Origin of the sequence: Nonomuraea sp. NPDC050153 (assembly GCF_044460125.1) — a bacterium.
Classification (GTDB): Bacteria; Actinomycetota; Actinomycetes; order Streptosporangiales; family Streptosporangiaceae; genus Nonomuraea.
On the sequence record NZ_JBITJQ010000009.1, the window covers coordinates 156,109 to 177,335 of the forward strand.

General features: G+C 70.9%; 23 protein-coding genes. 13 read left to right on the forward strand and 10 right to left on the reverse strand.

Annotated features, from left to right (window positions below; translation table 11 throughout):
- The first annotated feature begins 45 nt into the window (after positions 1 to 45).
- From ACIBQ1_RS23720 to ACIBQ1_RS23730, 3 genes are all read left to right on the forward strand, one after another.
- Positions 46 to 612 (forward strand): VOC family protein, encoded by a 567-nt coding sequence (locus ACIBQ1_RS23720; protein ID WP_397280622.1) that lies wholly within the window; start codon positions 46 to 48, stop codon positions 610 to 612.
- Positions 613 to 1,144: 532 nt separating this feature from the next.
- Positions 1,145 to 1,867 (forward strand): sulfotransferase family protein, encoded by a 723-nt coding sequence (locus ACIBQ1_RS23725; RefSeq protein ID WP_397280624.1) that lies wholly within the window; start codon positions 1,145 to 1,147, stop codon positions 1,865 to 1,867.
- 49 nt (positions 1,868 to 1,916) lie between these two features.
- Positions 1,917 to 2,513 carry a TetR family transcriptional regulator gene (locus ACIBQ1_RS23730; protein ID WP_397280626.1) on the forward strand — a complete coding sequence of 199 codons (597 nt, stop codon included), beginning with the start codon at positions 1,917 to 1,919 and terminating at the stop codon, positions 2,511 to 2,513.
- A gap of 18 nt (positions 2,514 to 2,531) precedes the next feature.
- Here the strand turns inward: ACIBQ1_RS23730 and ACIBQ1_RS23735 are convergent, their stop codons facing one another.
- Complete coding sequence (locus ACIBQ1_RS23735; RefSeq protein WP_397280628.1) at positions 2,532 to 2,981, reverse strand: carboxymuconolactone decarboxylase family protein; 450 nt, start codon at positions 2,979 to 2,981, stop codon at positions 2,532 to 2,534.
- Positions 2,982 to 3,379: 398 nt separating this feature from the next.
- Between ACIBQ1_RS23735 and ACIBQ1_RS23740 the strand changes: the two genes are divergently transcribed.
- From ACIBQ1_RS23740 to ACIBQ1_RS23760, 5 genes are read left to right on the forward strand one after another with little or no spacing between them, the layout of a single operon-like run.
- Positions 3,380 to 4,168 carry a S1C family serine protease gene (locus ACIBQ1_RS23740; RefSeq protein WP_397280630.1) on the forward strand — a complete coding sequence of 263 codons (789 nt, stop codon included), beginning with the start codon at positions 3,380 to 3,382 and terminating at the stop codon, positions 4,166 to 4,168.
- Between the two features lie 27 nt (positions 4,169 to 4,195).
- Positions 4,196 to 5,185, forward strand: a complete 990-nt coding sequence (locus ACIBQ1_RS23745; RefSeq protein ID WP_397280632.1) for an AAA family ATPase — start codon at positions 4,196 to 4,198, stop codon at positions 5,183 to 5,185.
- 4 nt (positions 5,186 to 5,189) lie between these two features.
- On the forward strand, positions 5,190 to 6,074 hold the full coding sequence (locus tag ACIBQ1_RS23750; RefSeq protein WP_397280634.1) for a DUF58 domain-containing protein: 885 nt from the start codon (positions 5,190 to 5,192) through the stop codon (positions 6,072 to 6,074).
- Positions 6,075 to 6,117: 43 nt separating this feature from the next.
- Positions 6,118 to 7,068 (forward strand): VWA domain-containing protein, encoded by a 951-nt coding sequence (locus tag ACIBQ1_RS23755; protein ID WP_397280636.1) that lies wholly within the window; start codon positions 6,118 to 6,120, stop codon positions 7,066 to 7,068.
- Positions 7,069 to 8,130 (forward strand): VWA domain-containing protein, encoded by a 1,062-nt coding sequence (locus tag ACIBQ1_RS23760; RefSeq protein WP_397280638.1) that lies wholly within the window; start codon positions 7,069 to 7,071, stop codon positions 8,128 to 8,130. It abuts the gene before it with no gap.
- 3 nt (positions 8,131 to 8,133) lie between these two features.
- Here the strand turns inward: ACIBQ1_RS23760 and ACIBQ1_RS23765 are convergent, their stop codons facing one another.
- Positions 8,134 to 8,301 carry a hypothetical protein gene (locus ACIBQ1_RS23765; RefSeq protein WP_397280640.1) on the reverse strand — a complete coding sequence of 56 codons (168 nt, stop codon included), beginning with the start codon at positions 8,299 to 8,301 and terminating at the stop codon, positions 8,134 to 8,136.
- 55 nt (positions 8,302 to 8,356) lie between these two features.
- Positions 8,357 to 9,094 carry a 4-carboxy-4-hydroxy-2-oxoadipate aldolase/oxaloacetate decarboxylase gene (locus ACIBQ1_RS23770; protein WP_397280642.1) on the reverse strand — a complete coding sequence of 246 codons (738 nt, stop codon included), beginning with the start codon at positions 9,092 to 9,094 and terminating at the stop codon, positions 8,357 to 8,359.
- Here ACIBQ1_RS23770 and ACIBQ1_RS23775 point away from each other — a divergent pair.
- The gene (locus ACIBQ1_RS23775; protein ID WP_397280644.1) at positions 9,044 to 9,553 is read left to right on the forward strand and encodes a zinc-binding dehydrogenase; all 510 of its coding nucleotides are present in this window, start codon (positions 9,044 to 9,046) and stop codon (positions 9,551 to 9,553) included. The two genes, ACIBQ1_RS23770 and ACIBQ1_RS23775, sit on opposite strands and share 51 nt — an antisense overlap.
- 3 nt (positions 9,554 to 9,556) lie before the next feature.
- Here ACIBQ1_RS23775 and ACIBQ1_RS23780 read toward each other — a convergent pair whose 3' ends face one another.
- Genes ACIBQ1_RS23780 through ACIBQ1_RS23800 form a run of 5 tightly spaced genes read right to left on the reverse strand, consistent with a single transcriptional unit; the run spans position 9,557 to position 15,104 of the window.
- Positions 9,557 to 10,645, reverse strand: coding sequence for a mandelate racemase/muconate lactonizing enzyme family protein (locus ACIBQ1_RS23780; RefSeq protein WP_397280647.1), 1,089 nt, complete (start codon positions 10,643 to 10,645; stop codon positions 9,557 to 9,559).
- Between the two features lie 14 nt (positions 10,646 to 10,659).
- The gene (locus tag ACIBQ1_RS23785) at positions 10,660 to 11,565 is read right to left on the reverse strand and encodes a carbohydrate ABC transporter permease (protein WP_397280649.1); all 906 of its coding nucleotides are present in this window, start codon (positions 11,563 to 11,565) and stop codon (positions 10,660 to 10,662) included.
- Positions 11,562 to 12,485: a carbohydrate ABC transporter permease gene (locus ACIBQ1_RS23790; protein WP_397280651.1), complete on the reverse strand. Its 924-nt coding sequence runs from the start codon at positions 12,483 to 12,485 to the stop codon at positions 11,562 to 11,564. Before ACIBQ1_RS23790 ends, ACIBQ1_RS23785 begins: the two co-directional genes overlap by 4 nt.
- Entirely contained in the window at positions 12,485 to 13,828 is a 1,344-nt protein-coding gene (locus ACIBQ1_RS23795; RefSeq protein WP_397280653.1) for an ABC transporter substrate-binding protein, read from the reverse strand. The genes ACIBQ1_RS23790 and ACIBQ1_RS23795 overlap by 1 nt, the downstream gene beginning before the upstream one ends.
- Positions 13,815 to 15,104, reverse strand: coding sequence for an alpha-L-fucosidase (locus ACIBQ1_RS23800; protein WP_397280654.1), 1,290 nt, complete (start codon positions 15,102 to 15,104; stop codon positions 13,815 to 13,817). The genes ACIBQ1_RS23795 and ACIBQ1_RS23800 overlap by 14 nt, the downstream gene beginning before the upstream one ends.
- A 133-nt stretch (positions 15,105 to 15,237) precedes the next feature.
- Here ACIBQ1_RS23800 and ACIBQ1_RS23805 point away from each other — a divergent pair, with 133 nt between their 5' ends.
- Genes ACIBQ1_RS23805 through ACIBQ1_RS23815 form a run of 3 tightly spaced genes read left to right on the forward strand, consistent with a single transcriptional unit; the run spans position 15,238 to position 17,879 of the window.
- Entirely contained in the window at positions 15,238 to 15,939 is a 702-nt protein-coding gene (locus ACIBQ1_RS23805; RefSeq protein ID WP_397280656.1) for a GntR family transcriptional regulator, read from the forward strand.
- Positions 15,940 to 15,988: 49 nt separating this feature from the next.
- The gene (locus tag ACIBQ1_RS23810) at positions 15,989 to 16,633 is read left to right on the forward strand and encodes a CGNR zinc finger domain-containing protein (protein WP_397280658.1); all 645 of its coding nucleotides are present in this window, start codon (positions 15,989 to 15,991) and stop codon (positions 16,631 to 16,633) included.
- 40 nt (positions 16,634 to 16,673) lie between these two features.
- Positions 16,674 to 17,879 (forward strand): MFS transporter, encoded by a 1,206-nt coding sequence (locus ACIBQ1_RS23815; protein WP_397280660.1) that lies wholly within the window; start codon positions 16,674 to 16,676, stop codon positions 17,877 to 17,879.
- 25 nt (positions 17,880 to 17,904) lie between these two features.
- On the opposite strand, the gene ACIBQ1_RS23820 is transcribed toward ACIBQ1_RS23815, so the two are convergent.
- Together ACIBQ1_RS23820 and ACIBQ1_RS23825 are read right to left on the reverse strand one after the other, a co-directional pair.
- On the reverse strand, positions 17,905 to 18,696 hold the full coding sequence (locus tag ACIBQ1_RS23820; protein WP_397280661.1) for an SDR family NAD(P)-dependent oxidoreductase: 792 nt from the start codon (positions 18,694 to 18,696) through the stop codon (positions 17,905 to 17,907).
- Complete coding sequence (locus tag ACIBQ1_RS23825) at positions 18,693 to 20,066, reverse strand: flavin-containing monooxygenase (protein WP_397280664.1); 1,374 nt, start codon at positions 20,064 to 20,066, stop codon at positions 18,693 to 18,695. Before ACIBQ1_RS23825 ends, ACIBQ1_RS23820 begins: the two co-directional genes overlap by 4 nt.
- A 110-nt stretch (positions 20,067 to 20,176) precedes the next feature.
- Between ACIBQ1_RS23825 and ACIBQ1_RS23830 the strand changes: the two genes are divergently transcribed.
- Complete coding sequence (locus ACIBQ1_RS23830; protein WP_397280665.1) at positions 20,177 to 21,202, forward strand: AraC family transcriptional regulator; 1,026 nt, start codon at positions 20,177 to 20,179, stop codon at positions 21,200 to 21,202.
- Positions 21,203 to 21,227 lie beyond the last annotated feature (25 nt).

The window sequence follows — 21,227 nt, forward strand, 5'->3', positions numbered from 1 at the left end:
CGGTCCGCCAACGCCGGAGTGGGAGATCACGAAGGAGAGCCATCAATGACGCAGCCACCGCCCCAGGCCACCGCCGGCACGGACGCCGGCTCCCTGCCGACACGGCTACACCACAACGCCTACGTGACGCGAGACCAAGAGGCGACACGGGCGTTCTACGAGGACATCATCGGTCTGCCATTGATCGCGACGTGGAAGGAGTCCGACGAACTCTTCGGGGCCGTGCGGACCTATTGCCACACCTTCTACGGCCTCGGAGACGGTAGCGCGCTGGCCTTCTTCCAGTTCGCCGACCCCGCCGACCAGGAGCGGTTCGGCCCGCAGATGCCTCACTCACCGTTCCAGCACATCGCACTCAAGGTCACCGGGGAGTCCCAGAAGACCCTCGCCCAGCGACTCGAGGACGCCGGCTGGAAACCCGATGAGACCTACGTCCTGGAGCACGGCTACTGCCGCTCGCTCTACACCAGCGACCCGAACGGACTCCTTCTCGAGTTCACTCTGGATGCCCCCGGCATCGAAGAGACCGACGCGGAGCGCCGACGTACCGCACGCGCCGAGCTCAAGGCCTGGCTCGAAGGCGACCACGTCAGCAACAACACCTACCGCTGAGACCCATGACCGCCCGTACCCACCGGAAATACGCTCGCGATCGGCGGGTACGGGCGGCGTTGGAGCACCCCCGCGCATTGTGAACCGCCTTCGCCCGGCCCACGGCTCCCGGCGCCACGTGTGCCGGGGCATGCCCGTGACCGTCGAACCGTGGATCGCGCCGATCGACCACGCGCCCGCGAAAGCCATGTCGGGCATCTGAAGTCCGTCCATGGCGTCCGCCCAATTCGATCGACCCTGACGGGCAGTTCTTGTGCCCGGCCTCGACCACACGGTCCCCCTTTACCTCCAGGGGCGGTCTGCACTTGTACGTCTCGACGGTGACGCGGCTGTCGTAGTCGGCGTGGGTGCCTTGATCTTGGCGACGGTGCCGTCGAAGGGCATGAGCGAGAGAGTCATGCGAACTCGGCGATCGTGATCGAAGCACAACAGTCGGCGTACAGGTCCGGGAAAACTGTACAGGTGTTGAGATTTTCGATGCGCCCTCCTAGCCTGAGAGCGACCGTCAACGCAGACGACAGGGGATCTCGGCATGATGAAAGTCATCGGAGCGGGGCTTCCGCGCACGGGCACCACGTCAATGAAGGCCGCGTTGGAGCGGCTGGGCTTCGCCCCCTGCTACCACATGGTCGAGGTGATGACCCATCCCGGCCACGTCGATCACTGGCTGGAGGCGGCAGCCGGGAAGGTTCGGACACGCGAGGACTGGGACCGGGTGTTCGAGGACGGCTACGAGGCGGAGGTGGACTGGCCCGCCAGCTACTACTGGCGCGAGCTGGCCGACGCCTATCCCGAGGCGAAAGTCGTGCTCACCGTACGGGACCCGCACAAGTGGTACCCGAGCATCCGGATGCTGCTCTCCGGCGAGAACCGTCCGGCCCCTTCGGACGAGATGCCCGAGCAGATCCGCCAGGTCTTCGCGACCATGGGGCGAATGGGGCCGGTTCTGAATCAGATGGGGCGCGCCCATTTCGGGCCCGACTGGACTTTCGGGGCCGACCTGGCCGACGAGGAGCCGGTCGTGGCCGCCTTCAACCGGCACGTGGAGACGGTGAAGCAGAGCATTCCCGCGGAGCGGCTGCTGGTGTTCGACGTGCGCGAGGGGTGGGAGCCGCTGTGCGCCTTCCTCGGCGTGGACGTCCCGGTCGGCGAGCCGTTCCCGCATCTGAACGACACCGAGTCGATGCGGCAGGCGTTCGAGCGGATGAAGGCGGGCGACATGTCGGGCTTCCCGTTCGGCCGGTCCGGAGGCTGACGCGCCGGTAGTGGATAGCATCGGCCTGCGCAGGAAGGGGTGACCAGCAGTGACCGATGCCATCGAGCAGGCCGGCAGCGGCGAGCGCAAGGGCGAGCGCACCCGCCGCCGCATCCTGGAGGCAGGGCGGCGGGTGTTCGGCAAGGTGGGCTACGACCGCGCGACCATCCGGGCCATCGCCGCCGAGGCGCAGGTGGACAAGTCCTCGGTGATCCAGTATTTCGGCACCAAGGAGCGGCTCTTCCGCGAGGCCCTCGACCTCCGCATCGATGTGGACGCGCTCACCGTGGACGGCGACCCGGCGGCCTCGGCGGAACGCTACCTGCGCGCCATGCTCGAACGCTGGGCCGCCGCCCCCGACAGCCCCATGGCCGTGCTCCTGCGCACCAGCCTGACCAGCGAGGAGGCCGCCGAGCTGCTGCGCAGGCACATCACCGCCGAGGCCATCGACCGCATCGCCGTCCGCCTGGAGGGGCCGGATCCGCGGCTGCGGGCGGCGCTGGCCGGGGCGGTCATGTTCGGCATCACCTTCCACCGTCACCTGCTGCGCACCCCGGATCTGGCCGGCGCCCCGCTGGACGACGTCCTGCGGCTGGCCGTCCCGCTCATCCGCGAGCTGCTCGCGCCGCCGTCCGCGACCTCCTGACGGCCCCGCTCGCCTCGCTCAGCGGACGGCGGCGGTGGGCGGTGCGCCGCTGCCCTCCAGACGGGTTGTGATCGCGATGCGGTTGTGCGCGTTGATCACTGTCGCCGCCCAGATCAACGCCGCGAGCTGCGTCTCCTCGAACTGCCTCGCCGCCTCGGCGTACACCTGGTTCGGGACCTGTCCCGCGAAGACGAGGGTGATCGCCTCGGTCAGCGACAGCGCGGCCCGCTCCTTGGGGGTGTAGAACTTGCTGTTCCGCCATGCCCGCACCTCGCGGATACGCTGCTCGGTCTCCCCCATGGCCCGCGCGTCCTGGGTGTGCCGAGCGAGCGAGAGGGAGCAGCCGTTGATCTGGGACGCGCGAATCTTGATCAGCTGGAGCAGTCCCGGTGAGATGTCCGCCGCCTGCGCCGCGGCCAGAGCGGCCTCGTGCAGGGCGCTCATCGCGCCGGAGACTTCAGGGGTCACGTTCTTGATGGCAATCCGCGGGGCAACCGTGGCTACAGACATGTCGTGACTCTCATCTCGCTCGTTGAAGCTCTTTGAAGCAAGGACGGGCGCAGCGACGACGTGTCGATATGTCCCCCTTTCCGTCCCGCTCGAGAGCGCGCCGCCGGGACCGGGTCCCACGCGCCCTCCGTACTGCATGGGATACGCGACACCGCCCGCCCTGGTTCGCTCCACAGATCTCGCCGAGGACGCGCTCGACGGAGCTGGGATCAGCCGCACGCCTTCGCGGTGCCGCCGGAGCCGGTCCTGCCGTCGCGGCCGGCTCGGAGCAGGTTCGGCCGCCCGGGGAGCGGTTCTCATGGAGTTCTCAGGTGGAGTTTGTGGCGCTTTCCGCTGAGTTTTATGACGATGGGGCGATGGAGCACGTGCCGCAGGAGGCCGTTGCGGCCGAGGCTCGGGGAGCCGTGGCCGGGAGGGCTCGGCGGTTTGCCGTCGCGGGCGGCGTGCTCGTCGTCGTGGCGGTGCTGGCGTACTGGCTGGGGAGCAGCGGCGGGAACGGAGAAGCGGCCGCGCCCAGGCCGAGCCCGACGCCGACGCCCAGCGCGACGCTCACGACGGCCGAGGTCTTCGAGCGGGCCGGGCCGTCGGTGGTGGTCATCCAGGCCGGGAAGTCGCTCGGAACCGGGGTGATCGCGGCCGAGGACGGGACGATTCTGACGGCACACCACGTCGTCAAGAGCTCCAAGGACGTCACCGTGATTTTCGCTGACGGCACCAAGACGAAGGCCGTCGTCGTGTCGTCGAATCCCAAGCAGGACGTCGCGGCCCTCAAGCCCGCGAAGCTGCCGGAGATCGTCGTCCCGGCGACGCTCGGCGGCGCCGTGGCCGTGGGCGCGCCCGTGGTGGCGATCGGCAATCCACTGGGCCTGACCTACAGCGTCTCCACCGGCGTCGTGTCGGGCCTGAACCGGACCACCGAAGAAGGAGATCGCGACCTGGGCGGGCTCATCCAGTTCGACGCCTCCGTCAACCCGGGCAGCTCCGGAGGTCCCCTCCTGGACGCTCGCGGCCTGGTCATCGGGATCGTCGTCTCGATCGCCGACCCGGGAGGCGACGAGGCGTTCGCCGGCATCGCGTTCGCGGTGCCGATCGGCGTGGCCCTGGGTGATGGCGAGGGTGACGGCCCGCCGGGGCCCCAGATCTGACCGAAGCGTCACGCGAAGGGACACCATATGACCTCGACCAGGTCCCCCGAGTCCGCTCATCCGCTCGAACATGTGCTGTTCGAGGTCAAACGCACGATCGTCGGGCAGGACGTGCTGCTGGAGCGCATGGCCGTCGCGCTGATCGCCGACGGCCACCTGCTGGTGGAGGGCGTGCCGGGCCTGGCCAAGACGCTCGCGGTGAGATCGCTGGCCGCCGCGATCGCCGGAAGTTTCCAGCGCGTCCAGTTCACCCCCGACCTGGTGCCCGCCGACCTCGTGGGCACGCGGGTCTACCACCAGCGCTCCGGGGAGTTCAAGACCGAGCTCGGCCCGGTGTTCGCGAACCTGCTGCTGGCCGACGAGATCAACCGCGCCCCCGCCAAGGTGCAGAGCGCCCTGCTGGAGGTGATGCAGGAGCATCAGGTGACCATCGGCCGGGAGACGTTCCGGGTGCCCGAGCCGTTCCTGGTCATGGCGACGGAGAACCCGATCGAGTCGGAGGGCACGTACCCGCTGCCCGAGGCGCAGGTCGACCGTTTCATGATGAAGGTGGTCGTCGACTATCCGGCGCAGTCCGAAGAGCAGGCGATCGTCGAACGGGCGCTGCGTCCGCCCGAGCCGCCGCAGCCGATGGTGACGGCCGAGGACCTGATCGCGATGCGGGCCCGCGCTCAGCAGGTGTACGTCGATCCGGCGATCATCGACTACGCGGTACGGCTGGTCGCCGTGACGCGCTCCCCCGCGACGGCCGGGCTCGGCGAGCTGGAACGGTACGTCACCTACGGGGCGAGCCCGCGGGCGTCCATCGCGCTCGTCACGGGCGCCCGGGCGCTGGCGTTCCTGCGCGGCCGCGAGTACGTACTGCCGCACGACCTGTCCGAGCTCGCGCTCGATGTGCTGCGCCACCGCCTCGTGCTGTCGTACGAGGCCCTCGCGGACGACGTCGACGCCGACACGATCATCACCAGGGTGCTCGGAGCCGTCCGGGCGCCCGACGTCGTCCTGCAGAACCGCTGAGCCGATGGCCACCGCCCCCGAAAGGCTCCTGCTCCGCCTGGAGTGGAAGGTCGTCCGCAGGCTGGACGGCCGGCTCCAGGGCGCCCACCGCACCGCGCACCGCGGCTCCGGGATCGACTTCACCGGGCTGCGCCCCTACACCGACGGCGACGACGCCCGGCACATCGACTGGAACGTGACCGCGCGGCTGGACGAGCCGCACCTGCGGGTGTTCACCGAGGACCGCGAGCTGACGGTGTGGCTCGTGCTCGACCGGTCGGCGTCGATGGCGGCCGGCCGGCCGGGGCGCGGCAAGCGCGACGTGCTCGCCGAGCTCGCGCTCGTCCTCGCCCGGCTGTTCGGCCGGGGCGGCAACCGCGTCGGCGCCCTGCTGTTCGACACCGGGATGCTGCACGTCGTACCGCCAGGCACCTCCCGGCGGCACGCACTGCGGATCGGCGCCGAGCTGGAACGCACCTCCGAGTCGGTGGGCGGCGCCACCACCGACCTGGCGGAGATGCTCGACGCGGCCGGACGGTTCGCGCGCCGCCGCGCGCTCGTCGTCGTGCTGTCGGACTTCATCGGCGAGGGCGACTGGGAACGCTCGCTCCAGCGCCTGGCCCGGCGGCACGAGGTCGTCGCCCTGCGGATCGTCGACACGGCCGACGACGTGCTGCCCGAAGCCGGGCTGATCGTGGTCGAGGACGCCGAGACCGGCGAGCAGCTCGTCGTCGACTCCGCCGACCCGCTGCTCCGGGTCCGCTTCCGCGAGGCCGTCGACGCCCGCGACGCCCGGCTCACGGCGGGCATGCGCCGGGCCGGGGTGCCCGTCCACCGCATCGACACCGACCGCGATCTGGCCGAGGCGCTCGTCGAGGTCGTCGCCCGGACCCGGGACCGGTCGCCATGACCGAGCTCGTCGAGGCGCGGCCGACGGAGACGGAGGAGGTCTCATGACCCTGTCGTCCCCGCTGCTGCTGGCCGTCGGACTGCTGGTCACGGCGGCGCTCGCCTGGGCGGCCGTCGTCTCGGCGCGTCGCCGGGCGGCCACGCTCGCCGCGGCCGGCGTCGTCGTGGCGGGCGGCCGCCGGGCGTACCTGGGCAGCGGCCTGACGATCGCCGGCGTCGCCGTGCTCGCCATCGCCACCGCCGGACCGGCGGCCATGGTGCCGGTCCCGCGCACCGCGGGCACCGTCATCCTCGCCATCGACGTCTCCAACAGCATGGGCGCCGACGACGTCGCGCCCACCCGGCTGGTGGCCGCGCAGCGGGCGGCCCGCGCGTTCGTGGCGGCGCAGCCCGACAGCGTCGACATCGGCGTCGTCGCGTTCGAACGGGGCGCGCTCACCACCGCACGGCCCGACGCCGACCACTCCATCGCGCTCGCGGCCATCGACCGGCTGAAGACCACCGGCGGCACCTCGTTGGGGGCGGCCATCACGGCCTCGCTGACGGCGATCACCGGCAAGCAGGTGGCCATCGGCCGCGACGGCACCGCACCCGACATCGGCTACTGGCCGTCGGCGACGATCGTGATGTTCTCCGACGGCCAGAACCAGGGCCCCGACCTCGAACGAGCCGCCGCCGTGGCCCAGAAGGCAGGCGTCCACATCCACACCGTCGGCGTCGGCACCACGGCCGGGGCGACGGTGCGGGTCGACGGCTACCGCCTGCAGACCTCGCTGGAGGAGGACACCCTCACCTTGATCGCGCAGACCACCGGCGGCGCCTACCATCCCGCCTCCGACGCCGCGCGCCTCGACCAGATCGCCGACACGATCGATCTGCGGCTCACCGTCTCCGACGAGCCGCTGCCCCTCGCCGGCGCCCTGATCGGGCTCGCCCTCGCGCTGCTCACCGCCGGAGCGGCGCTCACCGTGCTCCGGTCCGGACGGGTGATCTGAATGACGTTCTCATGGCCGTGGGCGCTGCTGTCGCTCCTGATCATCCCGCTGATCTTCGCCATCCGCTGGTGGGCGCGGCGTCGCCGCCGGCGCTCCGCCGTGCGCGTCACCTCGATCGCGCTCGTACGCAGCGCTCTGCCCGACCGTACGCGCTGGACGCGGAAGATCCCCGCGGCCCTGTTCATCGCCGGACTCGCGCTGCTCGCGGTCGGAGCCGCCAGGCCGCAGGCGTCGGTACCGGTCCCGAGGACGTCGGCGACGATCCTGCTCGCGCTCGACACCTCCGGTTCCATGTGCTCCACGGACGTCGACCCCAACCGCATCACCGCCGCGAAGAAGGCCGCCGCGGACTTCATCGAGTCGCAGCGCGGCGGGCCGCGCATCGGCCTGGTCACCTTCGCCGGCACCGCGGGCCTGCTCGTCCCGCCCACCGACGACACCGACTCGCTGATCCAGGCACTGGACAACCTCACCGTGTCCCGCGGCACCGCGATCGGGCAGGCCATGCTCACCTCGATCGACGCGATCGCGGAGGTCGACCCGTCGGTAGCCCCCACCGGCGCGAACCCCGGCAACGACACCGGCGGCGGCTACGCCGGTGCCGCGATCATCGTGCTCACCGACGGCGCCAACACCCAGGGCGTCGACCCGCAGACCGCCGCCCAGGAGGCGGCCCTGCGCCGCGTCCGCGTCTTCCCCATCGGCTTCGGCACCACGAACCCGGCCCCGATGGTCTGCGACAACTCGCAGTTCGACGGCCGGGGCTTCGGCGGCTGGGGCGGCGGCTTCGGTGGCCGCGGCGGCTTCGACCGTGGCCGCAACGTCCGCATGATCGACGAGCCCGCGCTCAAACAGATCGCCCAGACCACCGGCGGCTCCTACCACCGCGCCGAGAACGCCGACCAACTCACAAGCGCCCTCGACGCCCTCCCCGGCAGCTTCACCGTCATCCGCCAGCGGGTCGACACCGCCGCCGTCTTCGCGGCCGGCGGCGCGCTCCTCATCACCGCGGCCCTGTCCCTGTCCCTCTGGTGGAACCGCCCCCGAACCCCGACCCGCTGACCGCTACGCCTGCCGCCGAAACGCCTCAACGACCCCGCCGATGCGCGCCGGGTATCGCGGCCGGCGGGCGATCTCGGCCGACGAGGCGTCCACGGACACCGTCGCGCCCTTCTCGTCCGCCTCCAGCGGGTCCAGTGCCTCGGACTGGGAGCGCAGCAGTGCGGGCGGCATGAAATGGCTGGTACGTTCCGCCGACCGGCGACCGATGAGCTTCTGCGCGCGTGCCCTACTCGTCGATGACCAGGCCCTTCGCTTCGAGGACGGCGGCGAGCCCGCTGACCTCGATGACGCTCTTTCCGGCGCGGTAGGCGGCGATGTACCCGGCCTCGGCGTCGACGCGCTCCTGGGACCTGCGGACCGTTTCGCCCAGGTCTTCGCGCCGCACCACCACGACGCCGTCGGCGTCGCCGCGCACCACGTCACCCGGGCGTACGATCTCGCCGCCGATGAGGACGGGCTCGGCCATGGGGCCGACGGTCTCCTTGACCGTGCCCTTGATGGAGACGCTGAGGGAGAACACAGGGAACCCGAGTTCGCGCAGTTCACGGGTGTCGCGGACGCCCGTGTCGGTGATGAGCCCGCCGAGGCCCTTGGCCACGCAGGCGTTGGCCAGCACGTCGCCGAAGGAACCGGCCTCGGCGTACTCGCCGGCGGACACCACGATGACGTCGCCGGGCCGGGCGCAGGCGATGGCGACCTGGAGCATGATGTTGTCCCGGGGGGCGCAGCGCACGGTGAACGCGGGCCCGCACAGCGACATGGCGTCGTCGACCGGCTTGATCCTGGAGCTCAGGGCGCCGAGCCGGCCCTGGGCCTCGTGGATGGTGGCGGAGGAGTACTCGCCGAGCCGCTGGACCAGCCCCGGATCGGGGCGGTCCGCCGCGCCGGGCAGGTGGCCGGGAAGCGCGTGCTGGTGACCGGCGCAGGTCCCATCGGTTCCCTGGTGGTCGCCGCGTTGCGGCACGCGGGAGCCGCCGAGGTGACCGTCAGCGATCTGCTGGACACTCCCCTGGACATCGCCAGGAGGGTCGGCGCCACGGCCACCGTCCGGGCCGACCACCCCGACGACCCGGCGTGGCCGGACGACGTCGACGTCGCCGTCGAGGCGTCCGGCTCCGGGGCCGGCCTCGGCACCTGCGTCCGGCGGGTACGCCGCGGCGGCACGGTCGTCCTCCTCGGACTGCTCCCACCCGGTGAGACCGGGTTCCTCGGCAACGTGGTGGTCACCCGGGAGATCACCCTGCGGAGCGCCTTCCGCTTCGACCACGAGTTCGACGACGCGCTGTCGCTCCTGGCCTCGGGCCTGGACGTCCGGCCGGTCATCAGCCACACCCTTCCGCTGAGCCGGGCGGTCGAAGCGTTCGACCTGGCCGGCGATCGGGCCGTGGCGTCGAAGGTGCTGCTCGACCTGGGTGCTGACTGACGCTCAGGCGACGCGATGGTCGTCGAGGGCATCGGGGTCCCAGTCGATCCCGATACCGGGGACGTCGGGCGGCGTCACCTGGCCGTCCTCGATCATCAGGGAGCTCCGGGTGATCGCCCGCAGCTGCGGGATGTGCTCGACGTACATGCCGTTCGGCACGGCGGCGGCCAGGCTGACGTGCAGTTCCATGAGGAAGTGCGGGCTCACCGCGACGTTGAACGCCTCGGCGGCGTGGGCGACCTTCAGCCATGGGGTGATCCCGCCGATGCGGGCCACGTCGACCTGCACGATGCCGACCGCGCCCGCGGCCAGGTAGTCGCCGAACCGCTGGACGGAGTAGAGGGATTCGCCGACCGCCACCGGCACCGAGGTAGCGGCGGCCAGCCTTCGGTGTCCGTGCAGGTCGTCGGCCGGCAGCGGCTCCTCGAACCAGGCGATGCCGAGCGGCTCGTAGGTCCGGGCGCGCCGGATCGCCTCCGCGGAGGTGAACGCCTGGTTGGCGTCGACCATGACCTCGAAGCCCGGTCCCACCGCCTCGCGGACGGCGGCGAGGCGCTCGGCGTCCTCGGCGAGCGACGGCCGGCCCACCTTGATCTTCACCCCGCACAGCCCGGCCGTGGCCGCCCGCTTCGCGCCGTCCACCAGGTCCTCGACGGGCAGGTGCAACCAGCCCCCCTCGGTGTCGTACACGGGCAGCCGCTCGTGCGCGCCACCCGCCATCCGCCACAGCGACTCGCCGGTGCGTCGGCCGCGCAGGTCCCAGAGCGCGGTGTCGACGGCCGCGAACGCCAGCGAGGTGATGGCCCCGACGGTGGTCGCGCGGGTCTGGTCGAGCATGTGCCGCCACAGCGCCTCGACCGGCCGGGCGTCCCGGCCCACAAGCGCCGGGACCAGGTGGTCGGTGATGAGTGACAGGACGGCCCGCCCGCCGGTCCCGATCGTGTAGGAGTACCCGGTACCGGACAGCCCGTCGGAGGTGTGCACGGTGACGAGCACCGTCTCCTGCTTGACGAAGGACTGCATCGCGTCGACGCGGACGGCCGCCGGTTGCAGGTCGACCAGCTGGACGTCGATTCGTTCGATTCGGGGCATGTCATGTGCTTTCTTCACTTGAGCGCACCCAGGGTGATGCCGCTCGTGACGTAGCGCTGGAAGATCAGGAAGAGGATGACGATCGGGAACGTCGCGATGACGAGGCCGGCGAAGAAGGCCCCCTGGTCGCTGACGAACTGGCCCTGGAAGGAGAGCAGGCCGACCGACAGCGTGCGGTTCTGCGGGCGGGTCAGCAGGACCACTCCGAACTGGACCTCGCTCCACACGAAGATGAGCCCGAGCAGCGTGACCGAGACGAACCCGCCCTTGCTGATCGGCAGCACCACGCGGAGCAGCGCGGCCAGCTCCCCGTAACCGTCGATCTTGGCTGCCTCCAGCAACTCCCGCGGTACGGCGGCGAACACCGACCGCATGATCAGGGCGATGGTGGGCGTCATGAACGCCGCGTAGACCAGCGAGATGCCCGCCACGCTGTTGAGCATCTGATACCTGCCCAGCAGCTCGAACGTCGGGATCAGCGCGACGACCAGCGGGACGCTCAGGGCGAGGACCATGACGCGGCTGACCGCGTTCGACAGGCCCCTGGTCGCGCGGGCCAGGCCGTAGCCGGCGAGGCTGCCGCAGGTCACGCCGACGGCCAGGCTGCAGAGTGCCACCAGCACGCTGTTGATGATGTACGTCGACAGCGGCGCGCCGCCGACCACGCCCCGCCAGGCGTCGGCGTAGTTCGACAGCACCCACTTGCCGCCCAGCCCCAGCGGGTGGGCGTAGATGTCGCTGGTCGGGTGCAGCGACAGCAGCAGCATCGACACGAACGGCACGACCGTGATCGCCGTCCAGACCAGCAGGAGCGCGTAACCGACGTACCAGAGCGGGCCACGCCGCCAGGCAGATCGCCGCCGTACGGCCGCCGGGCCGCCGACGTGCCGGGCCCCGCCCGGGGTCCGCGGCGCCGTCATCGCGCGTCCAGGGTCTGCTGGCGGAAGATCCGCAGGACCATGATCCCGATGACGGCGACGATCAGCGTCGTGATGACCGCGGTGGCCGAGCCGTAGCCGTAGTCCTGGTCGACGAAGGACTGCTTGTAGACCAGCACCGGGAGGATGCTCGTGGAGTTGCCCGGGCCGCCCCGGGTCATCGCGTAGATGACGCCGAACGCGTTGAACGAGAACACCGAGGTCAACGTCGTGATCGTGCCCAGCATCGGCACGATGTTCGGCAGTGTGATCCGGAACAGCCGCCCGGCCGCTCCGACGCCGTCGATCGTGGCCGCCTCGTGCACCTCCGTGGGGATGGCCTCCATCGCGCCCAGCAGGATCAGCATCGCGTACCCGGTCTGCGTCCACACCGCGACGAAGATCGCCGCGTACAGCGCCGTCGAGGACGACGCCAGCCAGGCGTGCCCGTCTCCGAGCCCGACCAGGCCGAGCAGTGAGTTCACCACACCGGTCGTGGGCTGGAACGCGTTCGACCAGAAGATGCCCGCGATGCTGACCGGGATGATCACCGGCAGGAACCACACGACCTTGAAGATCCGCGCGCCGGGAACCTTCCGGCTGATCGCGTTGGCCAGGAGACAGCCCAAGGTCACCGTGAACACCACGGTCCCGATGAAGAACTGCAGGCTGGTCCCGATGGACTGCCAGACCAGCGAATCGCGCAGCAGCCGCCGGTAGTTGTCCAGGCCGTGGTAGGCGATCGCGCCGACACCGTCCCAGGAACCGAGGCTGATGCGCACGGATCCGGCGATCGGGTAGGCGACGAGCCCGAGCAGCAGCACCAAGGCGGGGGCCATCACCGCGATCGGGAAGATCCGTGCCCTCCGGCGAGGCGGCCGCGCCGTGGCGGCCGTCGCCAGGACGACTTTGTCGGCGGTCATCAGTCGGACGCCCCCGACACCTTGCCGGACTGCAGGTCCTCCAGCGCCGACTGGTACTGCTGCGCCGCCTGCTGCGGGGTCAGCTTGCCGGCCACGAGCTTCTGCAGCACCGGCACCGAGAACGCCTGCCCGAGGGTGGAGGGCACGGTGGAGTCCCAGATGTTGACCAATCCGACGGACTGCGACAGCTCGAACTGCTGCTGCACCAGGTCACCGAGGTTCGACAGGCTCGATGCGGGGATCGAGGTGAACACCGGGAGCGACCCGGTGGCGGCGATGACGCTGACCTGGTACTTGTCGGTCATGAAGAACTGAAGGAACTTCTTGGCCAGCTCCGGGTTCGCCGCCTTGGCCGGGACCACCAGGGTGTCACCGTTGAAGGCGTTGAACGGCGTCTTCCGGCCCGGGGTGAGCGGGGGCAGCAGGAACCAGCCCATCTCGAACGACGGCTTGGCCTCCTTCAGGCTCGCGTAGGAGTAGTTGCCGCCCTGCAGCATCGCGAGTTTCCCGCTGGTGAACAGCCCCTGGGCCTGGTCGGTGTCCATGCCGAGCATCCCGTTCTGGTAGATGCCCTTCTTCTGCCAGTCCTGGATGATCTGGAGCACCTTCACGAAGCCGGGGTCGGTGTACTTGACGTCCGTGGGGGATCCGGGCTTGAAGTTGGTGAGCAGGGCGTCGTAGTCCTCGGCCGGCACCGCGGTGGGCAGCAGCGCGTCCAGCGTGTGCCCCAGGTCGTACGGGCTCGAACCGCCCACGCCGAACCCCTCGTAACCGGCGGCCTTGACCTTGCCCACCATGGACTCGAAGTCGGCGACGGAGGCGATCTGGTGGTCGATCGGGTCGGGGATGCCGGCCTTGGCGAAGGCCGCCTTGTTGTAGTAGACGGGGTTGATCAGCAATTGCTCGTAGAGGACGCCGTAGTGGCGCCCGTCGGTCGTGTAGTAGTCGACCTGGCTCTTGGAGTACTTGTCCGCCAGACCCGCGGCCTTCCAGACGTCGTCCAGCGGGGTCAGCTGCTTGTTCTTCAGCAGCGCGGACCAGACACCCGTGCTGCGCTGGAGGTAGCCGATGTCCGGGGTGCCGGTCGAGCTGAGCAGTGCCACGTTGGGGCCGCGGGAGCTGCCGGAGTCGACGCCCTCGAAGGTGACCGTCGTGCCCGGGTTGGCCTTCTCGAAGTCCTTGCCGACCTGCTGCATGGCACTGGCCAGCGGTCCGGTGGGGATCTGGATCCGCAGCGACTTGCCGTCGCCGCCGCCCGGTCCGGTGCCGGTTCCGCACGCGATGCCGGCGGCCGCGAGCAGGACGCCTGCGAGGGCTGCCCGGAGAGTTCTAGAGAGTGGCACGGGATTCGTCCTTCCAGGGAGCTGACAGCTCTATGGCGATGACGTCGATGAGCGCGCCGGTCGGTGGCGGCACGGTGATGAACAGTTCGCCGAGCGGCTCGTCGTCCGCGCCGTTCGCCTTGTGCACTTCCTCGTTGACGCTGTACTGCAGCGGTTGCTCGGTGCCGAGCAGGCGGACGCCGACGACCGAGCCGATGGGAACGTTCCTGACGATCAGCACGTCCTGCGGTCGCAGCACCAGGTGGAGGTAGAGGTTGTTGCCGCGCTGCGTGGCCGGGCCGTGGAAGTCCAGGCGTTCCGGCGCGGGCGCGGCCCCGACGATGCTCTCGCCGTGGCCGGCGAGCCAGCCGCCGAGCTGCTTGAGCGTGGCGACCTCGGTCGGCACCAGCGACCCGTCACCCCGCGGCCCGATGTTGAGCAGGAGGTTTCCGCCCCGGGAAACGACCTCGCTCAGGTAGGAGGCGAGCAGCCGCGGGCTCTTGTAGTCGAGGTCGTCGGGCCGGTAGGCCCAGCTCTCGCTCATGGTGAGGCACAGCTCCCACGGCCCGTCCGGCGGCCGGCGCGGCATGCCCTGTTCGGGCGTCGCGTAGTCGCCCTGGCCCGGCAGCCGGTCATTGATGATCACGTCCGGCTGCAGGGACTTGATCAGCTCGCGGAGCTCGGCGGCGTGCCACTCCTCCGCGGTGCGTTCCCACTCCCCGTCGAACCACAGCAGGTCGATCGTCCCGTACTCGGTGAGCAGTTCGGTGAGCTGTCCCTTGACGTAGTCGAGGTATCGCGCCCACCGGTCAGGCGCGGGCCGCCGGTAGCGGTCGTGCGGGTAGGGCCGATCGGCGTCGGTGAACGCCGGGTAGTCGGGGTGGTTCCAGTCGAGCAGCGAGTAGTAGACCCCGACGCGCAGGCCCTCGGCGCGCAACGCTTCGAAGAACTCCCGGGTGATGTCACGTCCGTACGGCGACGCCGCGATGGAGAAGTCCGACTGCCTCGTGTGGTACATCGAGTACCCGGCGTGATGACGGACGGTGAAGACCACGTAGCGGGCGCCCGCGTCGCGGGCGAGCCGCGCCACGCCTCGCGGATCCCAGCGCCGGGGGTCGAACGTGGCCGCGCTCGACTGGTACTGCGTGATCGTCATGTCGGCTTCGGGTTCTGTCCGGCCCGGAAGGATCGAATGGCCGACCAGAGGCCAGCCGATCTCCACGCCTTGCTGACTCGCATGGTCCCAGTGCACGAACAGGCCGAAACCCGCGTCGCCGAACCAGTCGGGAATGGTCACGAGCTCATCCTTCTGAGTCGGGCGGGGTGCCCGGATCGGATACGATACGATTTGCATGAGAATGCAGGGCGTTTCGGGCATGTGTCAACCACGAGTGGCGAAGATTTCCGCGGCGGTCTCAGATGGAGGGGCGATGAGTGACTCGGCGCCGGTGACAGGCGCGTCCGCCGGCTCGGGCTCCGACGAGCCGGCCAAGGTCAGCGTCCGCGAGTCGGTCTTCCAGGCGCTGAAGGCCCGGCTCATGGATCACGACCTGGAGCCCGGGGCGAAGCTGTCGATCGACGGGCTCGCCCGCCGGCTCGACGTGTCGCAGACGCCGGTCCGCGAAGCGCTCGCGCGCTGCGAGTCGGAGGGGCTGGTCGTCCGCCGGCCGAACGCCGGCTACCTGGTGGCTCCCCTGCTCGACCGGGCCGCCCTCGATGACCTGTACGACGTTCGCCTGCTCCTCGAACCGTCCGCCGCCGCGCGGGCCGCCCGGTACGCCACCGCCGGCGAGGTGACGGCCATGCGGGAGTCGCTGGAGCAGATGATGTCACCGCTGGTCGGCGACACCTACGAGGCCTACCGCGGCTTCGCGGAGCTGGACGCCCTGTTCCACAACGCGATCGCCGAGGCCAGTCGCAGCCCGCTCATCGCCGACACGCTGCGCAGGTTCCGCGCGCACACCCATGGCTACCGCCTCTACTTCCGCCACGGGATCGCCAGTTACGCCGCCGACGAGCACCGCGCGGTGTTCGACGCCATCTGCCGCAACGATCCCGAGGCGGCGGCGAGCGCCATGACCGCCCATCTTGAGGCGTCGCGGTCACGCCTGACGAGCGCCTACGAAGGCTAGCCTTTCGCAGATCTACCATCTAAATCCGTTTCAGTAGTAGCATCGCTCTATGGACGTGTCCGAACTGCCACTGGTGGGCGGTCACCCGGCCCTGGATCTGGTCAACACCGTCGAGCGGGGCGTCCCTGCCCCCGGATCGGAGCCGCGCGACCACGTGGCGGAGCCGGCCGCGCTGCTGCTCTGGGCGTCGCGCGCCGGGTTGATCGACGATTCGGACGCCCGGGCGGTCGCCGGGGCATGGGACCGCGACCCCGGCGCGGCGGCCGCCGCGCTGGACGCCGTCAGGGACATCCGGGAGTCGCTGCACACCGCCGTCCTGGCGGCGATCGACGGCGCGGGCTCCGGCGCCGCGCTCGATCGGCTGCACGGCCGGTGGCTCGCCGCGGTGGGCCGGTCCAGGCTGACGCCCGATCCCGGGGGCACGTCCGCGGTCCGGCTGGTCGTCGGGATCGTCCCGGCCTCGCTGGTGCCGGACCGCGCCGCGCACGCCGCGCTCGACCTCCTGCGCACCGCCGACCTCGGCCGCGTACGCCGCTGCCCGACCGAGAGCGGCGGCTGCGGGTGGATCTTCCTCGACCGCAGCCGCAACGGCTCGCGGAGATGGTGCCGGATGGCCGACTGCGGAACGGAGGTCAAGTCGCGCCGCCTCACCGAACGCCGCCGGGCCGCCCGGCGGAGCACCACAGTTCCCTAGCGCATCCGCTACCGGCAAAAGCCGATACAGGAGAAGCAGGATGGACAGACCCAGCACCGCACGGTCGATCGGCGCGCTGGCCGCGCTGTCGGTGTCGACCTTCATCTACGTCACCACGGAAACGCTCCCCATCGGCCTCCTCCCGCTGATCGCGGCCGACCTGTCCACCTCGCCCTCGGCCGTCGGCCTGCTGGTGACCGGCTACGGGCTGATGGTCGTCTTCGCCACCGTTCCGCTGACCCGGTTGACGTACCGGATGCCGCGCCGGCTCCTCCTGACGAGCCTGCTCGTCGTGTTCGTCGCGGCCAACGCGCTCTCGGCCGCCGCCACGACCTACGGCGTCCTCCTCGGCGCCCGGGTGGTCGTCGCGCTCAGCCAGGCCCTGTTCTGGGCCATCGTCGTCTCCACCGCCACCAGCCTGTTCCCGCCACGCGTGCACGGCCGCGTGGTCGCCGTGGTCTTCGCGGGAAACTCGCTCGCCGCCGTGCTGGGCGTGCCCGCCGGGACGTGGCTCGGCCAGCAGGCCGGCTGGCGGGCGTCCTTCCTCGCGCTCAGCGCGGTCGGCCTGCTCACTCTGGTCGCGATCGCGCTGCTGTTACCGGCCGCCCCACCCGGGGCCGACCCCGTCACCAAGGGCACCGCTCCTGACTCCCGGGCGTACTGGAGGCTGATGGCGGTGTCCGCCCTCGCGGTCACCGGAGCGTTCACCGGGTACACCTACGTCACCCCGTTCCTGACCGACGTGAGCGGCTTCCCCGCCACGGCGATCGGGCCGCTCCTCCTGGTACGGGGCATCGCGAGCCTGCTGGGCGTCGCCGTCGGCGGGCATCTGGCCGACCGCGACGCCCGCGCGGCGATGGTCGTCCCCGTGGCGGCGCAGAGCGCGGCGCTGCTCGGGCTGTACTTGTTCGGTGACGTGCCGATCGTGGCGGTCGTGCTGGTCGCGCTGGCCGGGCTGTCGTTCTCCGCCATGTGCACCGCCCTGGCCAGCCGGATCCTGCAGGTCGCCCCGGGCAGCGTGGAGCTCGCCTCGGCGGGCGTGAGCACCGCGTTCAACGTCGGGATCACCGCCGGGGCGTTCGTCGGCAGCGTCCTGCTGCCCGGCTTCGGCGTCCGGAGCACCACGCTGGTGGGCGGGCTGCTGAGCCTGGCCGCGCTCGCCCTGACGATCACGAAGTCCTCCAGCGGGCGCGGTCCGCGGCTGCCCGATCACGGTGCGGCCGGAGAGCGCGATCCGGTGCCATGACCACGGCCGAGCGGCTCCACCGCGCTCATCGGATCCCCTGCTGTCGCCGGTATCTCCGCAGTCCTGGCTGCGCCAGCCGTTCGAGCAGTGGGCGCAGGCGCGGCAGGACGCCGGGTGCCAGGCCGGCCGCTTTGAGCAGCCATCCGTCGTACCGAGGGAGGTTGGTCTCCAGGCGGGGCCGGTCCAGGTTGGCCACGACCGCGCGGGCGACGGTGTCCGGGCGCAGCGGGCGGCTGAGGAAGTTGAGCGCGGAGCCGCCGTCGGCGGCCTCGTGGCGGAGCATGGGGGTGTCCACGGCACCGGGGTTCACCATGCTGACGCGCACGCCGGTCCGGCCTTCGAGCATCGCCAGGGCGAGCATGAAGGCACGCAGCCCGGCTTTGGAGGCGCTGTATCCGGCGCTTTCCGCCAGCGGCATCATCGCGCCCAGCGACACGACGGACACGATCCGGCCGGGGACGCGCCGCAGTGCCGGGTAGAGCGCGCGGCTCAGCTGCATGGGCGCCTGTAGGTTGATCAGCTGCTCGCGGCGGGCCTCTTCGGCGGTCACCTGCTCGAACGGCCGGGTGACGACGATGCCGGCGTTGTTGACGAGCACCTCGCAGCGGCCTCCCAGGGCGTCGACCGCGGCCACGACGCCTTCGTGGAAGCCGGGGTCGGTCAGGTCGAGGCACAGCCGGGTGGCGGGGTCCGGGAGCCGGTCCAGCCCGGCGGCGTCGACGTCGACGGCGACGACGTGGTAGCCGCGGTCGTTCAGGCGTGCGCAGATGTCGGTGCCGATGGCGCCGGCCGCCCCGGTGACGACAGCGATCTTCATGCCGACGCTCCCTGCGTGGTCGCGGCGAGCCGCTGCCGGTCGAACATGCCCGGGGTCAGGTCGCTCCAGCCGATGCGTTTGCGCACCGTGGCCAGGTACCGGCGGTAGGTGCGGGCGTCGACGTAGGAGCGGTGCCGCGCCGAGTCCAGGAAGCGGATGCCCCCGCTGAGCCGAGGGTGGTCGCCGACGATCATGCGGTCGAACCGTGCGGCCCGGGCCGGGGCGTGGTCCTGGTCGTGCAGGTACTGGGCGAGGAGGTTGCTGATGTGGTCGAAGACCGTGTACGCGCTGGAGTTGATCTCGATGTAGCCGAGCCCGAACAGGTTGTGGTGGTCCCGGTTGAACGCCGTCAGGTACAGGTCGGGGCGCCCGTCGCGCCAGTCGAAATACCGCTCGGCGTACGGGATGGCCCAGTCGTAGCCGGTGGCGTACAGGATCAGGTCGATCTCCTCGCTGCCGCCGTCGATGAAGCGGACCCGGGAGCCGTCCAGGCTCGCGACGTCCGGGCGGATCGCGACGTCGCCGTGCTGCAGATGGTGGATGAGCTGGCTGTTGAGCAGCGGGTGCGACTCGAACAGCCGGTGATCCGGCTTGGGCAGCCCGTACCTGGTGAGATCGCCCTGGAGGAGCCGCAGCAGGGCGCCGAACAACGGCCGTTCCAGGCGCAGCGGCAACTGCGGGCCTCGGGCGCCGAACTCGTCGCTGGGGACGCCGAACACGTGCTTGGGGATCAGATGGTAGCCGCGCCGGATGCTCACGAACGCGGCGTCGGCGTTGGCCGCGGCGTCGCAGGCGATGTCGGCGCCGGAGTTGCCCAGGCCCACGATGAGCACGCGCTTGCCGCGGAACTCCAGCGGGCTGCGGTAGCTGGAGGAGTGCCAGATCTGGCCGGCGAAGGCTCCCGGATGTTCGGGGGTACGCGGCGCCCAGGTGACACCGGTGGCGCACACGACCGCCCGATAGTGCTGCCGGGAGCCGTCGCCGAGCGTCACCGCCCACATGTCGCCGGCTCGCTCGACGGCCTCGACCGCGGTGTTGAACCGGATCGCCTCGCGCAGGCCGTAGGCGGCGGTGAAGTCGCGGGTGTACCGCAGGATCTGCCGGTTGCTCGGGTAGTCGGGGAACGTGTCCGGCATCGGGAAGTCGAAGAACCCCGACGTCCTGCGGGAGGAGATGAAGTGCGCGCTCTCGTACATGGGCGTGCCCGGATTGTCGACATCCCAGATGCCGCCGACGTCGGAGTGCCGTTCGTACTGGGCATAGGGGACGCCCAGCCGCTTGAACGCGCGCGCCGCCGACAACCCGGCCGGCCCGGCGCCGACGATGCACACCCGCTCTTGCGGCGACGTTCGGGATCTCTTGCTGGCCATGGACACTCCTGCGGTCTTCTCGGGTCCAACCGATTCAAACGAGCCTGACCAGGGCGGGAGGAGGGTGGCTCCGGCTAGCATGGGGGGCAGACCGGACAGGATGGTGCGGTGTGGCCGAGCATGACGATCCGCGGCTGAACCAGGCGGTCATCCCGCCGTCCGTGCTGGCCGGCATCGTCGAGATCGGACAGCGCGAAGGGCTGCCGATCGTCTCCTGGTTCTCCGGCACCGGGCTGGATCCGGCCCAGATCGTCACCTCCGGCACCGTCAGGGTGTCGTTCCGCCAGGCCGCCGCGGTCCTGCGGCGCGCCGTGCGCGCGATGCCCGGCCGGCCGCTCGGCATGCAGGTCGGCGGCCGGGACCTGCTGATCTCGTTCGGCATGCTCGGCGTCGCGATGCGCTCGTGCGCCACCGCGGGCGACGCCCTCGCGCTCGCCCTCGAACTGCACCAGGCCTCCGGCACCCTGCTGGACGTGGAGGCCGAGACCTTCGGCCAGGAGGTAGCGCTGCGGCTGCACGAGCGCGGGCCCGACCCGGAGCTGGTGGCCTTCCTCTGCGAGGAGGCGCTCTGCAGCACGCTGGTCTTCATCCGCTCCATGTTCGGCGCGGACTGGGCACCCACCTGCGTGGAGCTGACCTACCCGGCGCCGCCGTACGCCGAGAGATACCGGCGCTTCTTCCGCTGCCCCGTGCGGTTCGGCGCCGACGCCAACCGCGTCGTCTTCGCCGCCGCCCTGCTGCGGCAGACCTTCCCCACCCACTACGAGCCCACCCGCGCCGTCGCCGTCGACGCCTGCCGCCGCCTGCTCGATCTCGACGACGCGCGCCCCGACATCACCGTCGCCGTCGAGGCCCTGCTGAACCGCAACCTCCGCCATCCGCTCACGATGACCGAGGCCGCGCACCACCTGCACGTCACCGAACGCACCCTGCGCCGGCAACTCACCGCCGCCGGCGAACGCTACAGCGCCATTCGCGACCGAGTCCGCGAGCGGCGCGCCACCTTCCTGCTCCGCGAGTCGGCGCTCTCGATCGACGCCATCGCCCACGAGATCGGCTTCAGCGACGCCCGCGAGTTCCGCCGGGCCTACATACGGTGGACCGGGCACCCGCCCAGCGCCACGCGGAAGGCGTGATCGCCTGGTGCGCGGGGCTCACGTC